General features: G+C 63.2%; 8 protein-coding genes. 5 read left to right on the top strand and 3 right to left on the bottom strand.

Annotated elements, in window-relative coordinates; all coding sequences use genetic code 11:
- Positions 1 to 73: 73 nt before the first annotated feature.
- From AD665_RS24275 to AD665_RS24265, 3 genes are read right to left on the bottom strand one after another with little or no spacing between them, the layout of a single operon-like run.
- Positions 74 to 790: a cobalt-precorrin-6A reductase gene (locus tag AD665_RS24275; protein WP_053194206.1), complete on the bottom strand. Its 717-nt coding sequence runs from the start codon at positions 788 to 790 to the stop codon at positions 74 to 76.
- Complete coding sequence (locus AD665_RS24270) at positions 787 to 1,884, bottom strand: cobalt-precorrin-5B (C(1))-methyltransferase (RefSeq protein WP_024779231.1); 1,098 nt, start codon at positions 1,882 to 1,884, stop codon at positions 787 to 789. The genes AD665_RS24275 and AD665_RS24270 overlap by 4 nt, the downstream gene beginning before the upstream one ends.
- Positions 1,877 to 3,088 carry a bifunctional cobalt-precorrin-7 (C(5))-methyltransferase/cobalt-precorrin-6B (C(15))-methyltransferase gene (locus AD665_RS24265; RefSeq protein ID WP_053194204.1) on the bottom strand — a complete coding sequence of 404 codons (1,212 nt, stop codon included), beginning with the start codon at positions 3,086 to 3,088 and terminating at the stop codon, positions 1,877 to 1,879. Before AD665_RS24265 ends, AD665_RS24270 begins: the two co-directional genes overlap by 8 nt.
- A 947-nt stretch (positions 3,089 to 4,035) precedes the next feature.
- Here AD665_RS24265 and cobG point away from each other — a divergent pair.
- The 5 genes from cobG to AD665_RS24240 all read left to right on the top strand — a co-directional run bounded on the left by cobG (position 4,036) and on the right by AD665_RS24240 (position 15,781).
- Positions 4,036 to 5,349, top strand: a complete 1,314-nt coding sequence (cobG, locus tag AD665_RS24260; RefSeq protein ID WP_033035306.1) for a precorrin-3B synthase — start codon at positions 4,036 to 4,038, stop codon at positions 5,347 to 5,349.
- Positions 5,349 to 5,975, top strand: coding sequence for a precorrin-8X methylmutase (locus AD665_RS24255; protein ID WP_024781417.1), 627 nt, complete (start codon positions 5,349 to 5,351; stop codon positions 5,973 to 5,975). The genes cobG and AD665_RS24255 overlap by 1 nt, the downstream gene beginning before the upstream one ends.
- Positions 5,975 to 6,706: a precorrin-2 C(20)-methyltransferase gene (locus tag AD665_RS24250; RefSeq protein ID WP_053194202.1), complete on the top strand. Its 732-nt coding sequence runs from the start codon at positions 5,975 to 5,977 to the stop codon at positions 6,704 to 6,706. The genes AD665_RS24255 and AD665_RS24250 overlap by 1 nt, the downstream gene beginning before the upstream one ends.
- Positions 6,703 to 8,403: a precorrin-3B C(17)-methyltransferase gene (gene cobJ, locus AD665_RS24245; RefSeq protein WP_053194200.1), complete on the top strand. Its 1,701-nt coding sequence runs from the start codon at positions 6,703 to 6,705 to the stop codon at positions 8,401 to 8,403. The genes AD665_RS24250 and cobJ overlap by 4 nt, the downstream gene beginning before the upstream one ends.
- A 316-nt stretch (positions 8,404 to 8,719) precedes the next feature.
- Positions 8,720 to 15,781, top strand: a complete 7,062-nt coding sequence (locus AD665_RS24240; protein ID WP_053194199.1) for a TcdA/TcdB pore-forming domain-containing protein — start codon at positions 8,720 to 8,722, stop codon at positions 15,779 to 15,781.

Below are 15,781 nucleotides of genomic sequence, written 5' to 3'. Positions count from 1 at the left end.
GTAGGCAGCGGCGCAAGGCGATGTAGTCTGGGTTCGTAGTCTCAGTGCGGCCGGATCGTGAAGGTCGGTAGAGTTACATCGACAGCGCCGACAACATCTCATCCAGCGTCCAGAATTCCCGATCCACCCCCGCCAACACCGGCCGCCTCAACACCAACACCGGCACCCCACGCTCCCGCGCCACCTCCAGCTTCGGCTCGGTTGCGGTGCTGCCACTGTTCTTGCTGACCAGCACATCGATCTGCCGCCGCTCGAACAGCGCTCGTTCGTCGTCGAGGTGGAACGGCCCGCGGGCGCCGATGACTTCGCAGCGTTCGTTGCCGGGGTACACGTCCAGGGCGCGCAGGGTCCAGAATTGCTCCGGGGGAATTTCATGCAGATGTTGCAGTGGTTCGCGGCCGAGGGTGAAGAGGGGGCGGTGGAAGGGTTTCAGGGCCTGGATCAGTTCGGTCCAGTCGGCCACTTCGCGCCAGTCATCGCCATGGCGGGGCTGCCAGGCCGGGCGGCGCAGGGCCCAGCAGGGGATGTCACAGGCGCGGGCTGCGTGGGCGGCGTTGTGGCTGATCCGGGCGGCGTAGGGATGGGTGGCGTCCAGCAGCAGGCTGATGCCCTGGTCGCGGATGAATTGCGCCAGGCCCTCAGCGCCGCCGTAGCCGCCGACCCGTACCTGGCAGGTCAGGTCAGCGGGGACACGGCCTACGCCCGCCAGGCTGTAGATGTGTTCAGGGCCGAGGGTGCGCGCGATGGCCAAGGCTTCGGTGACGCCGCCCAGCAGCAGAATGCGTTTCATGTAAAGGCTCCGGCGTGGCCGACGATCCCGCCTTGGCGGTCGATGGCGAAGACTTCGACTTGAACCTGGGACGGCACGACGCTACGGGCGAAGGCCAGGGCGTGCTCGCACACCGTGTCGCCGAGGGCGATGCCGGCGGCGCTGGCCATCGCCAGGGCCTGTTGGCTGGTGTTGGCCTCGCGGATGCCTTTCTGCAAGACCTCGTCGGCGCCGATTGCGGCCGCCCAGTCGGCCAGTTGTGGCAGGTCGATGCTCGAATGACGGCTGTGCAGGTCCATGTGACCGGCGGCGAGTTTGCTGATCTTGCCGAAGCCACCGCAGAGGCTGAGTTTGTCGACTGGGACCTTGCGCACATGCTTGAGCACGGCCCCGACGAAGTCGCCCATTTCGATCAAGGCGATTTCCGGCAAGTTGTAGACCCGGCGCATGGTGTCTTCGCTGGCATTGCCGGTACAGGCCGCGATGTGCAGGTAACCGTTGGTTTTCGCCACGTCGATGCCCTGATGGATCGAGGCAATGTAGGCCGCGCAGGAGAAGGGCCGGACAATGCCGCTGGTGCCGAGGATCGACAGGCCGCCGAGGATGCCCAGCCGTGGGTTCATGGTTTTCAAGGCCAGGGCTTCACCGCCCTCGACGTTGACTGTGACTTCGAAACCGCCGGTATAGCCGGTTTCTTCGGCCAACCGGTCCAGGTGATCGCCGATCATCTTGCGCGGCACCGGGTTGATCGCCGGCTCACCGACCGCCAGTACCAGACCCGGTCGCGTCACCGTGCCGACGCCGCGCCCGGCAACGAAACGCACCCCCGGTTCGGCGGTCAGCCGCACCTGGGAAAACAACAGCGCACCGTGGGTCACGTCGGGGTCGTCGCCGGCGTCCTTGATCGTCCCGGCCTCGGCGCCCTGGCCGGTCAACCGGCAGAACTCCAGGCGCATCTGCACCTGTTTGCCCTTGGGCAACACGATCTCCACGGCATCGGCGCAATGGCCTTGCAGCAACAGGCGCGCCGCCGCGAGGCTGGTGGCCGTGGCGCAACTGCCAGTGGTCAGGCCGCTGCGCAGGGGGGCGGGTTGTTCAGCGGTTTCGTCACGCATCGAGGGGCTTTACCAGGTCCAGCAGGGTAATCGGCAACGCCTGGCGCCAAGTGTCGAACTCGCCCAATGGTTGGGCCTGGGCGATGTGGATGCGGGTCAGTTCGCCGCCATGGAGTTCGCGCCAGTTCATGAGCGTCATCTCGCTTTGCAGGGTCACGGCATTGGCGACCAGCCGGCCGCCGGGCTTGAGTTGGGCCCAGCAGGTGTCGAGCACGCCTTCACGGGTGACGCCGCCGCCAATGAATACGGCATCCGGTCGCTCCAGGCCCTCGAGTGCCTGGGGCGCTCGTCCGCGAATCAGTTGCAGGCCGGGTACGCCGAGGGTATCGCGGTTACGTTCGATCAAGCCTTGGCGGCCGTCGTCGGCCTCGATGGCCAGGGCTCGGCAGGCCGGGTGCGCGCGCATCCATTCGATGCCGATGGAGCCGCTGCCGGCGCCGACGTCCCAGAGCAATTCGCCGGGCATCGGGGCGAGACGGGCCAGGGTGATGGCGCGTACGTCGCGCTTGGTCAATTGGCCATCATGTTCGAACGCGGTGTCCGGCAAACCGGCCAGGCGTGACAGGCGCAACGCCGAGGGTTCGGCCCGGCATTCGACGGCGATCAGGTTCAGGTCGCTGACGTCCGGCTCGGACCAGTGCGCCGCGCAGCTCTCGATCCGTCGTTCTGCCGGGCCGCCAAGGTGTTCCAGCACCCTCATGGGGCTGGGGCCGAACCCGCGCTCGCGCAGCAATGACGCCACTGCAGCGGGACTGTGGCGGTCATTGCTCAGCAACAACAGCCGGACGCCTGTGGATAAATGGGCATTGAGCGCTGCCAGAGGACGCGCCACCAGCGACAGCGTGACCACCTCCTGCAGCGGCCAGCCCATGCGCGCTGCCGCCAGCGAGCATGACGATGGGGCCGGGATGACCAGCATCTGGTCGCTTGGCACATGTTTGGCGAGGCTGGCGCCAACGCCATAGAACATCGGATCGCCGCTGGCCAGCACACACACCGGCTCGTCCCGTCGCGCCAGCAGTGGCTCCAGGGAAAACGGGCTTGGCCACAGCTCCCGTTCGCCGCGAATGCACACCGGCAATAACGCCAGTTGGCGAGCGCTGCCGAGAATCCGCGTCGCCCGCAACAGGGCATGGCGAGCCGTTCGGCCCAGGCCCTTGAAGCCGTCTTCGCCGATGCCCACTACGGTCAGCCAGGGGGTCATCTCTGTTCCTCGAATGGGTAGGGTTGCTCGACGGGCACATCAGTCCCGCGAACCGGGCCGCCATCATACCGCGCCGGTGGGAGCAAGGCTTGCCCGCGATGGCGGTGCCCATTCAACATCACCGTCACAGACAGACCGCTTCGCGAGCAGGCTCGCTCCCACATTGGAGTGAGGTTGCCCACTTGATTTGTGCCAGCCACAGATCCCCTGTGGGAGCAAGGCTTGCCCGCGATGGCAGTGTTCCGTTCAACATTATCATCAGAGACGGCCTGCTATCGCGAGCAGGCTCGCTCCCACATTGGAGTGAGGTTGCCCACTTGATTTGTGCCAGCCACAGATCCCCTGTGGGAGCAAGGCTTGCCCGCGATGGCAGTGCTTCATTCAACATCACCGTCACAGACAGACCGCTTCGCGAGCAAGCCCGCTCCCACATTGGAGTGAGGTTGCCCACTTGATTTGTGCCAGCCACAGATCCCCTGTGGGAGCAAGGCTTGCCCGCGATGGCAGTGCTTCATTCAACATCACCGTCACAGACAGACCGCTTCGCGAGCAGGCTCGCTCCCACATTTGAATGAGGTTGCCCACTTGATTTGTGCCAGCCGCGGATCCCCTGTGGGAGCAAGGCTTGCCCGCGATGGCAGTGCTTCATTCAACATCACCGTCACAGACAGACCGCTTCGCGAGCAGGCTCGCTCCCACATTGGAGTGAGGTTGCCCACTTGATTTGTGCCAGCCACAGATCCCCTGTGGGAGCGAGCCTGCTCGCGATGGCGTCGGTCCATTCAGCCCCACCTTGCCAGCCAGACCGCTATCGCCAGCCAGCTCGCGCCTCACATTCCTGGCGGCGCTGCACATAATCCGACGGGCAAGCTTTTCATGCCCCCTGGCAAAGCAGGCATAATGGCGGTCCTTCGCCGATGCGGTGTGTCCCATTGACCGGTTTTCCCTTGAACGAACGTCGATCCTCCAACGTCATACGCCCCTCGGGTTGCCCGGGGTTGCTGCGTGTCGTCCAGGCGCTGGACGGTGGCATCTGCCGGATCAAGCTCGATGGCGGCGCTATCCAGGCGGATCAGGCCGAAGCCGTAGCGTCGGCGGCCGAGCAGTTCGCTGGTGGCGTGATCGAGGCGACCAACCGGGCCAATCTGCAGATTCGCGGAATCGGCACTGAACACGCCGCCCTGATCGAGTCATTGCTGGTCGCGGGTCTCGGTCCTCACACGCCGGCCGGCGACGATGTGCGCAACCTGATGCTCAGCCCCACGGCCGGCATTGACCGGCAGATGCTGCTGGACACCCGCCCGTTGGCCGCGCAGATTCTGCTCAGCCTGCAGACCCACGATCGATTCCACGAGCTGTCGGCCAAGTTCGCCGTGCAATTGGACGGCGGCGAGGCGCTGGCGATGCTCGATCATCACCATGACCTGTGGTTGTCGGCGTTCATGCGTCACGGCGAGTCCTGGCTGGCGTTCGGGTTGGCGGGCTCGCCCCTGGATGAGCCGGCAGGCGCGGTCCCCCTGGCCGAAGGACATGGGTTGGTGCTGGCGGTGCTGGAGCTGTTTCTCGACCTGGCTCGCCCGGACCAGATTCGCCTGCGCCACCTGCTGGCCGAACTTCCCGACACTGAATTCATCCAGCAACTGGCCCGCCGGATCCCACTGCAGCCGTGTACTGGTTGGCAGCGCGTCGGGTCCATAGATGGACTGCACCTCGGCATCCAGTCCCAACATGACGAACGTGTCTACGTGGGCGCCGCGGCGCCCCTTGGCCGACTCGACGCCGTCATGCTGCGAGGCCTGGCGCAACTGGCCCGGGAGAAGGGTGACAGCAGCCTTCGTTTCACCCCATGGCAAAGCCTGTTGTTGCCCAACGTACACCGCGAGGACGCGGATGAAGTGCTGGCGCGGCTCGAAGGGTTGGGCCTGCTGTGTTCGGCGGAACAACCGTTGGCACACCTCATCGCCTGCACCGGCTCCAGTGGCTGCGGCAAGGCCCTGGCCGACACCAAGGCCGATGCCCGGCGATTGGCCGACGTGCTGCAATCCCAAGGTCATGGGATGAAGATCCATTTGTCCGGCTGCCCGCGCTCCTGCGCGGCGGCCCATATCGCGCCCGCCACCTTGCTGGCGGTCGCTCCCGGTCGTTACGACCTCTATTTTCGCGATGCCACGCAGCCGGGTTTCGGCGCGTTGCAGGCGCACAATCTGACTATTGAAGCGGTCGGCCAATGGCTCGACGCTCGCCCCCGGAGCCCCCTTTGATGCTTGATTACATCCGCGACGGTCAGGAGATCTATCGCAACTCCTTCGCGATCATTCGCGCCGAGGCCAACCTGGCGCGCATTCCTGCCGATCTGGAAAAACTCGCGGTACGGGTGATCCATGCCTGCGGCATGGTCGAGGCGGTCGATGGGCTGCAGTTTTCCGAAGGCGCGGGCACGGCCGGGCGTCAGGCCCTGGCTGCCGGTGCGCCGATCCTGTGCGATGCGCGGATGGTCAGCGAGGGCGTGACCCGCGCTCGCCTGCCGGCCAACAACCCGGTGATCTGCACTTTGCGCGACGAGAGCGTGCCGCAGTTGGCCCGTGAATTGGGCAACACCCGTTCGGCGGCGGCCCTGGAACTATGGCGTCCACATCTGGAAGGCAGCGTCGTGGTGATCGGCAATGCGCCCACCGCGCTGTTCTACCTGCTGGAGATGCTCGACGCCGGCGCACCGAAACCCGCGTTGATCCTGGGCTTTCCGGTGGGGTTCGTCGGCGCCGCCGAGTCCAAGGCGATGTTGGCGGCCAACAGCCGTGGCGTGCCGTTCGTGATCATGCAAGGTCGACTCGGCGGTAGCGCCATGGCTGCGGCCGCCGTCAATGCCCTCGCCACGGAGATTGAATGATGCAGCAGCGTGGACGTCTGATCGGCCTCGGCGTGGGCCCCGGTGATCCGGAACTGATTACCCTCAAGGCCCTGCGCCTGCTGCGCGAATCCCCCGTGGTGGCGTACTTCGTCGCCAAGGGCAAGAAGGGCAACGCCTTCGGGATCATCGAGATGCACCTGCAGGAGGCGCAGACGCTGATGCCGCTGGTGTACCCGGTCACTACTGAGGCGTTGCCGGCGCCGCTGTCCTATGAGCAGGTGATTGCCGACTTCTACGACACCGCCGCCGAACAGGTGGCCGTGCATCTGGATGCCGGTCGCGACGTGGCCGTGATCTGCGAGGGTGATCCGTTCTTCTACGGTTCGTATATGTACCTGCACGATCGCCTGGCCGAGCACTACGACGCCGAAGTCATTCCCGGCGTCTGCTCGATGCTGGGCGGAGCCTCGGTGCTCGGCGCGCCGCTGGTGTACCGCAACCAGAGCCTGTCGGTGCTCTCGGGTGTGCTGCCCCATGACGAACTCAAGCGCCGGTTGGCCGATGCCGATGCCGCGGTGATCATGAAGCTGGGGCGCAATTTCCCCAAGGTCCGCCAGGTGCTCGGGGAACTGGGCCTGGATGGCCGGGCGTTGTACGTCGAACGGGCGACCATGGCCAACCAGAAAATCGTGCCGCTGGATGAAGTCGAGCCAATGTCCTCGCCGTATTTCTCGTTGATCATCGTGCCGGGCGAACGGTGGCAGGGATGACGTTCAAGGCACCGGCAATCGTTATCCTCGGTCCGGGCAGCCTCGCAACGGCCCGGCGGGTCCAGCAGTGCTATCCCGATGCCTTGATCCACGGCCTGGCCGGGCGGGTCGAGGGCGTGGACCGTCACTACCTGGAGTTCGGCGCTACGCTGCGCGAGCTCTATCAGCAGGACACCCCCATCATCGCCCTGTGCGCGGCGGGCATCGTTATCCGCACCCTGGCGCCGCTGCTGCTGGAAAAAGGCGCCGAGCCCGCCGTGCTGGCCGTGGCCGAAGACGGCAGTGCCGTGGTGCCCTTGCTCGGTGGCCTGGGCGGGGTCAACGTCATGGCCCGGGACATCGCGACCGCCCTGCAAGTCGCCCCGGCGATCACCACCAGCGGCGAATTGCGTTTCGGCACTTGCCTGCTCAATCCTCCGAGCGGCTACCGTCTCGACGATCTGGAGCAGGGCAAGCGCTTCGTGTCCGATCTGCTGGCCGGCGAGCCGGTGCGCATCGAAGGGGCCGCGCCGTGGCTGGATCAGGCGCACTTGCCCCAGGATCAACAGGCACGTCTGGCCATCCGCGTCGACTGTGCTGCCGGAGTGCCCGCGACTGATGAGCTGCGTATCTATCCGCGTAACGTAGCGGTGGCACTGGGCGCTGGGGCGACGGACGTAGCGGTCGCCATTGGCGATGCCCTGGGTCACGCCGGCCTTGCGCTGCAATCGCTGGCCTGCCTGTTGGCAGCGGATAGCGACATGACCCGTGCAGAGCTGCACGAAGCCGCTTCGACCCTGGGCGTGCCACTGCGCTTTGTCTCCGCCAGCGACGACATCGAGGGAGGGTTGAGCGAGGCCCTCGGCCAGCCGGCAGCGATTCGGGTCATGGGCAGCCTCGCCATCGCAGTGGCCGAACAGCCCCTGGATTCGCAACGGATCGGCCGTCCACGGGGGCGCCTGGCGGTGATCGGTCTGGGCCCGGGGGCGGCCGAGTTGATGGTGCCAGCGGTGCGCGCCGAACTCGACCGCGCCAACGACGTGCTGGGCTACGAAACCTACGTGCGCATGGCCGGGCCGTTCCGGGCCGATCAGGTGCAACACTGCACCGACAACCGCGAAGAGCTGCAACGCGCCCGCCATGCTTTCGAACTGGCGGCCCAGGGACGCTCCGTGGTGGTGGTGTCATCCGGCGATCCAGGGGTGTTCGCCATGGCCGCCGCGGTGCTGGAAGCGCTGCATGAGTCGACGAATACCCATTGGCACGCTGTCGATCTGCAGATCCTGCCGGGTGTCTCGGCTTCCCTGGCCACGGCCGCCCAGGCCGGTGCGCCGCTGGGTCATGACTTCTGCGTGCTGTCGCTGTCGGACAACCTCAAGCCCTGGTCGATCATCGAGAAACGCCTGGACCTGGCGGCACAAGCGGATCTCGCGCTGGCGTTCTACAACCCCATCTCACGTTCCCGGCCCTGGCAACTGGGGCGGGCGCTGGAGATTGTCGCCCAGCATCGAACCGCGCAGACGCCAGTGGTCCTGGGGCGTGATATCGGCCGTCCGGGCCAGACCCTGCGCGTCACGACGCTGGGGCAGTTGACCCCGGACCAGGTCGACATGCGTACCATGGTCCTGGTCGGGTCTTCGACCACCTGCGTATTTCCCCGTGCCGACGGCGGCGAGTGGGTATACACGCCGCGCTGGTATGGCAGCAAGCCGCTCTGACGCAACCCGGCAGCCCGCTCGGGCTGCCGTCGTTTCTCGAATCTGTTATCTACTGACTGTCTTTGGTTATATATAACCGCTCTATGACATCAAGTTACGGGCATGCTGTGCCTGTAACATGAAGTTGTTTCTTATTTGGAAATTTATTGGTTTTCTTATTGGTTGAGTCGTGGCTGGGCGCTAGGTTACTTTTATCCGCGCTTATCGAGAGTGTCACTCTTTAAAGTTTAATGCCCGGATGCCTGAGTGCATGTGTGGGCTGCCGTTGCCTGGAAGTGGCTTCGGCTATTCATATACGATAAATGGAAGTGTTGTTATGAGTGAGAGCAGATTTTCATCGGCTGCGGGTTATGTCGATTTCAAGGGTGTACTAAAACTTAAGGATCTTGAACAGGCGTTAGTGCCCTACAAGGGTGATGATCAATATGATGCGGTGCTCCGATATTACTCCGGCTGCATTGCCGTGCAGGATGCGTCAGACCTGTTGGAACCGCTGGGACTGCTCAAGCAGGCGTTGACGGCATTGCGGGGCAGCCGTCGGCGCCGCGCGGCTGAGCTGACGCCAACTGGCGGCTCCGCTCCTGTGGATCTGGTGCACATTCAAAACCAGGTAGAGGATTTTGAAGCGCGCCTGCAAAACAGTCTCGATCAATTGAAAGTAGCGGCCACGGAAGTGCCGAAAAAACTGCACTTTGCCTGGCTCGGCGGAGGCGTTGGCGACATTCAGCGCGACTACATCAATATCTGGAAACACGTGATGGGTGCCGAGGGGCATCAACTTTATCTCTGGTATGACAGTGATGCACTGCTGGCCTATGAAACCAACCGGATTATTGTCGAAGCCGCCAAGGCGGATGCCATGTCCAGCGGTGGGAAGGATAGTACCGATGCATCTGAACTGGGTGACCTTTATGAAGAACGTGCCATCGTCCTCAAGCAACAGATGTATGCCCATATCAAGAAGGCCGTGGAAAACGGCGGCAGTGCCGATGATGCGCGAGTGGACCTGCTGGTTCGGGCCTACGGCCAGGACAAGGCGCGGCTCCATACCCTGAAGGCCGATAACCGGCGCAGCCTGCAGGTATTGGCCGAAGGGAACTTGGCGCTACGTGATCTGGCCCGGGGTGAAGGGCTCCAACTGAAAGACATCTACGAACGCGAGATCAGCCTGCGTGGCAATTTTGCCTCAGCCTCCGATGTCGTGCGCGCCGAGGCGCTGTTCAGGGAGGGCGGCCGATATGCCGACGTCGACTGTCTGCCACCCTTGCTGGAAAAATTGGGGTCAGTCGACATTCGCGGGTTCAAGACCGACGCGCTCCTGGGCACGCTGCAGTTGTTGCTTGATCGAAATCCCGACTGGATGCCGGGTCGCCAGACCTTGCGCAACAAGTACATGGATTATCTGGAGCAGATCCCATCGCAAAGTCGTGAGGCACTCAAGGGCTTCGCGGACAGCAAACCCGAGTTGAACCGCGTTTTTCGCATGCCGGTGGAGCGTTTGGCTCGCCCATACGAGCTGCGCGCCGTTGTGGTACGGAACTCGTTGAGCAACGCGTTTCTGATGGCCCACCCAGGTTCGGCAATGCTCGAGGCCGTGCTCGATCGTTTCAGGCTCAACTATGAAATCGTCGATGCCACCGCTCGCCTGGCCGATGAACAGAACGTTGCCTTTACCGATGTCGACGCCATGGCCCGTGTTGCAAAGCAGGCGGCGACCCAGGTGTTTGGCGTTTTGCATGAGTTGCCACCGGAGGTGGAAATGACCACGTCTTTGTTGGTGCAGGCCGCCGCTACCTACTACAGCGATGGAATCCGCCCCCAGAGCGAAGTGACGATCTACCTGACCGGACCTGGCGCCATGCTCGAGGGCATGGCGGCTCACCTGAGGGCGCATTTCACGCCTCGAACGGCTGAACGGTGGCGAGCGGAAGCCGCCATCCCGGCGGTCACCAGCGTTAACCTGGCCACCGAGGAAGAGCAGGACCACTCCTGGAAGGAGAACGAAAGCGATACCGCGCAATGGCTCGCCAACGAGCAAAAGCGCTGGAAGGAAGGCCGCTTCAAGGCCCGTTATGCCGGTGACATGGCAGAGCTGCTCAAGTACCGCTCGCTCCAGTTCGACGAAGGCTGGCCGGTACTGGAGGGCCGCCATTTGCTATCCACCGAGTTGCTGCAGCGTCTGGCCGATGAGTTGGGTGACACCTTCATGAGCACGATGAATCGCAGTCATACCGGCGTGGTGTCTTTTGATAAGGCCATCGTGTTGAGTTTTGCGGAGCGCCAGTCGATCCGCGACCAGGCCGCGAAGTTGCTGCCCCCCGCCTCCTTGAGCGATGCGCAGACCCAGCGTTTGTCTATCGTTGAACTGTTGGGCCGTCTGGCCAAGGGCAGTTTCGAAGTGGCTCAACTGAGCCCGTTGCAACGCCTGCTGGTGGGGGCGTTGATCGGCGCGCAGGCGCTGGATAACCGCAGCTTCGAGGCGGCTCGCCCCCAATTGGATAACCTGGCCAACAACCTCGACGAGCGCGGCATCGCGGGTAACTACGCGACGATTGAGCGTGTCTTGTTCAAGCTTCAAGCGTCGGCTTTCCAGGCCGGGTTGGCCGACCCGAGCGGTGGGCCGCCCGGGCATTCCGACACCGCCCTGGGCTTGAAGAAGCAGGCGCTGGAGCAGCCCCTGACACTGCGCCAGTGGGGGCGGCATGTTGCCCGGATCCAGCAGGTGGCGAAGCTTGAGTACCGTGACCGGATCACCGAGCGCCTGGCGACTGTCCTGGACGGCTTCGAGGCTGACACGATCAAGCTTGTTCCCCAGGATTTGCTGCTTCAGGGCGAAGGCGACACGGTGGGCGGACGCTGTTATCCACTGGCCCTGGTCATGGCGGCAGCCATGGCGACGGGGAAGGCGGCGCTCACCACCCTGCGCGAGCGCTTCTACCTGGGTGCCATCGAGCCTGAGGCAAGCGATTGCGTGACGTTCCTGCAAGGTGTGGAAGCGTTGCGTGAAGTGCAGCTCAGTGATGTCGGCAATGCCTTGGGGCGCTCGGATCTGAAGCGGGTCGTGGAGACGCTGCAAGCCAGGACAAACACCGGCACGTTGATGCTCAATTCCGACAACCACGCCATGCTGGTGGCCAGGACCTTCGACGGCGAGCGCAGCACCTATCACTTCTACGATCCGAATTTCGGCGTCTTCGAATTCGAGCATGCCACTCGATTCAGGCAGGCACTGGAGCGGTTCTTTATCCAGCAGGAAATGGCCATTCACTATGCGGCGTACGGTGATGCGGCTCGTCCGGCGTTCGAGCTGATCGAGCTGGACGGTGAACGCGTGTCGAAAGCCCTGCTACCCGGTTCGATCCGGGTCTCGGAACTGCTGCAACCGGGTGCCTTGCCTGGGCATACGCAACCCCCTGTCAGGCAGCGCTTGGCCAGTGCCCGCGGGCAATCGCTCATGAACAATCCTCGACTCGGCAGCAGTCTGTTGGCGCTGGATGGTCACTGGTGGGGACAGCGCATTGCAGAAGTCACGGCCCAACTCCGGCAGCAGAACCAACTGGCACCGCAACTTGTGCCGTTGTTCGAAACCCTGGAGATCACCTCGGACGGGTCGTATCGGATCAACCTGATCGATCCGAAAGACCCCGGGCAACTGGTGCGGGTCATCTCCGACGACCATCGACTCCTGCGCATCAAGAACTACCTCTCGGAGCGTTTCCTGGCCCTGGCCAACAAACCCTTGGTCCCGAGCGAGCCTGCCGAAGTGGGCAGCGTTCACACCCTCAACGCCGGCTTCAGCATACAGGCGCTGATGTCCGCGTTGACTGATCGGGAAGGTCCGGATCGTCCTTTGTCCCTGGCGGTCCGGTTGCATGGCTATGTCAATTACGCACAACTGGTCCATGGCAACGTGGCCGATGTAGCGGGCTTGGTAGGTTTGGTCCGACAGGCGTTGGCGGAAGAAAAGCTGATTGCCCGTACTGTTGCGCCTGTGGTCAGGGCGGCGGTGGGTTCCAGCGTGAGCGAGGCGACCGGAGGCGTGCTGCAACTGGCGAATGTCGGGTTCGATATCTATCAGTTGGCGACCGCGTCCAGCGAGATCGAGCGCGCCCGGTTCGGTACTCAACTGGCTTTCGATTCGGCCGGGCTGATGTTGTCGGCGGGAGCGCTCACGGTCGGCGCCACCACTGCCGGTGCGTTTCTTGGCGGGGCCGCCGTGATCCTGGGCGGCTTGGCGGTAGGGGTGACGGCAGTGGCCCAGGGATTTGCCGCCATCGCCGAAGAGGCCAAGCAGGTCGGGCTGTTCTTCGATGAACTGAGCAAGGCCCATCTCCAGGCCTACCGGTTTGACGCCCACAGCGAAGCCTGGTTGCCACGTCCGTCACTGATTGTCGGCACGTTGGATCTGGTCCGCGGCGAACTGGTCCTGGACAGCCCGAGGCTGTATCCGTTGCGAGATCATTTCGGCGTGCCGACGTTCGATGACGATTATGACCGGGCGATCGATATCCGTCGGGAGCTGCGCCTGACCGAGCGAGTCAGGTTCACCCCGTCCGCCGGCCAGGCCATCGTACTGCCTTGCATGCCGAGAACCTGTTATCGCTATGAATACAAGGCGCTGCCATTCGCGGGATTGCGCCATGACACCGGGTTCGACACGGCACGGCGGCTGGAAAAAAAGAAGGCAGATGGTGGATGGCTGTTCCTGTTTTCGTTCTATTCGTTTCCGAGCGACTACATCCTGTACCGCATGCTCCCGGATTACCGGCCAACCGTGATCGACGTGTTGCTCGATGAGACCGAGCGTTCACTGGTGGTGCCGGTGCTCCCAACGGTGTGGCACGGAAAAGTCAGCTACCGGATCAGAGGCGCGGGCAAGCGTTGCGCAGTGGGCCTCAATCCCGGCGTGAGCCTCACATGCGAGTCGTTGAACCGACAGCGCTCGGGTTGGGTGCTGGATGCGCCCTGGGCCACTGAGGGCGATATCCGGATCGAGCGCTACGCGAAACTGTTCGTGGGCGCCGTCCAGGTGAGCTTCACGGGAACGGGCTTTCATGACGTGCTGCTGCGGATCGCTGGCAACCAGGTGTTCCAAGTCGAGCTGAGCGAACGCAAACTCACGCTTATCGAGCAGGACGTGCCTGCGGGCATGGATCGACAGGCGTTGCAGCCACACCTCAAGCGCCTGGCGCAAGGTCACCGCCTGGCGATGCCCTACACGCCGGTCCACCGCTACCTGATTCCCTTCGAGAAGCCCGACGAGCCCCGTTACGTCACGGCCTGGTATGACGCGAAGGAGGACCGTTTCCTGTACATCCGTAACGAGATCCCCGGTACCGATGACGCACTGCTGGGGGCGGTGGCAGGCGACAGTGCCTATTTCCATGAACCGGAGGGCCTGATCATCTGGCAGGTCGATGCGAACACCGGACTGTTGAGTCATCGCTATTGGCTACGGGGCGCAAAGAATGCGGCGACCAGCATCCGCAGCGTCGAGGCCGACGCCCAGGGGGTGATTCATATCGAACAGCAAATCACCCGTGCGGACCAGACCCGCGATGTGCTGGTCTATGTCATCCATGATGGGCAATTGCTGCTCAGTTCGGTGACTCGGGAGGAAGGGCCGGCGCTGGAATCGGTCTTCAGTGCCAGCGAAACATTGGCCGACTGGACTCAGGTTCTGGGCAGCGGCTACCCCTTCACACCGTATGTCGATAATGATGCGACTTACGTCACCGTCAATTGGCGGCCAGCCCCCTTTGTGTCGGTCTGCTGGAAAATCGACGCGCAGTGGCGGGACATGGCCTGGGTTCGTCGCAGCGACCGACTGATCATCCGCCCCGCGCCGAAACACAACCATCTGCGTGGTTGGCCGGACTCGATCAAGAACATGACGGATCTGACTTTGCTCACGCCGAAGGACGGCAGCGATGTGTTCATCGTGTACGACAGGCCCGCGAAGGAACTCTGCCGCCGGCGACGCACCCTGGTGGCGGACAAGTGGCAGTGGTCAAGCAAGTGGAAGCAGCACGAGAAGCTGGAAAATATCATCGCCATCGACAATGGGTATCTGGTGCTGACTGCTGACGGTCTGTTCTACACCCTCACGGACCAGGGTGACCTGAGCCTGGAGGGGATGAACGAGCCATGGTTCCGGAATCGGACACATTGGTGGTCTGCACTGCAACCGCTGGCCCGACGACACGCCGCCGAGTGTCTGACCCTTGTCGGCCTGACCAGCTTCAGCGGTGACGCGACGTTGTGTGCCTGGTACATCGGCAGCAGGCTGCTGCTGGCTGAACCGGGGCATGGGAAGGAAATGCGCCTGCTGAGCGTCACTCCGGATGGCGAGGCGGCCTGGTTATTCGATGTATCCAAGGGGCAAGTCCATCGCCAGGCGTTCATCGATCCGCAGCAGCTTGAGTCGGTCTTTGGACTGGGCACGCAAGTGTTGCAGGCTGACGCGTTACCCAAGGCGCAGCGTGAATGGGCACCCTGGCGATTTGTCGAGGTGACGGTCGACGGTACCGGACTGCGTGGCGTGACGCCCGAAGGTGTCGTGGTTTCGTTGCGGAGTCGGGAGCCAGCGTTGATCACGGGCGTGACTCGTGAGTGGGTCACTGCCCAGGATGGCCGGAAGCAGGAGATGCTCGAGCGATTGGCGGACCAGCCGTTTCGCAGTGCTCTACTGACCGTGGAAGATCCCGACGACCTGAAATGGTTCGTCACTGAGCACAAGCGCTTGATTCGAATGCCCAGGGCCGAATTCACAGGGACCTTCGATGTACTGGGAACCCGGCGACCGGACAACCTGCTGTTCCATGAACACAGTAATGGCAGGCTGCTGAGCTATCCGGCCATGCAAGAGACAGGACCCCTTGGCTACGTCCAGCGTGACGGCGAGGTGCTGGTCGTCGGCGGGGAGAAGATGAAGATCGGTGATCTGCTGCCGGACGATGTCACGACCTTGATCCTGCGCATGGGGCAGGGGAGTGTGAGTTACCGGCTGACGAAGGTGGCCTGGCTGAGGCTCGAATCGGTCGTTCTCGACTGCCGACCTTCCCTGAACGGAGCACCTGTCGAACCTGGCAAGTTGATCTGGGAACTGTCTGACCCGGCCAGACTGTTGTTGAGCATTGTCGATGAGCACTTGGTGATCATTGATCCTGACAATGGACACAGTGTGATTATTCGTGAAGTTTACGCCAGCGATATCAACCTGCGCGGGGAGGTGTTGCTCAGTTTCGAGAATCATCGACGCTATGCCGTTTCAAAGTTGATACAGCGCCTGGACGCCCAGCCGGATCCGCGCAATAGCATCACGCTTAAGGCGTTGCTGAGCGTCTCGAAGGCGCTGGAAAACAATGCGGTGAATTAA

This window comes from Pseudomonas corrugata (assembly GCF_001269905.1).
Classification (GTDB): domain Bacteria; phylum Pseudomonadota; class Gammaproteobacteria; order Pseudomonadales; family Pseudomonadaceae; genus Aquipseudomonas; species Aquipseudomonas corrugata.
Note: the sequence above shows the minus strand (reverse complement) of the source record. Positions and strands in the feature narration are given on the sequence as shown.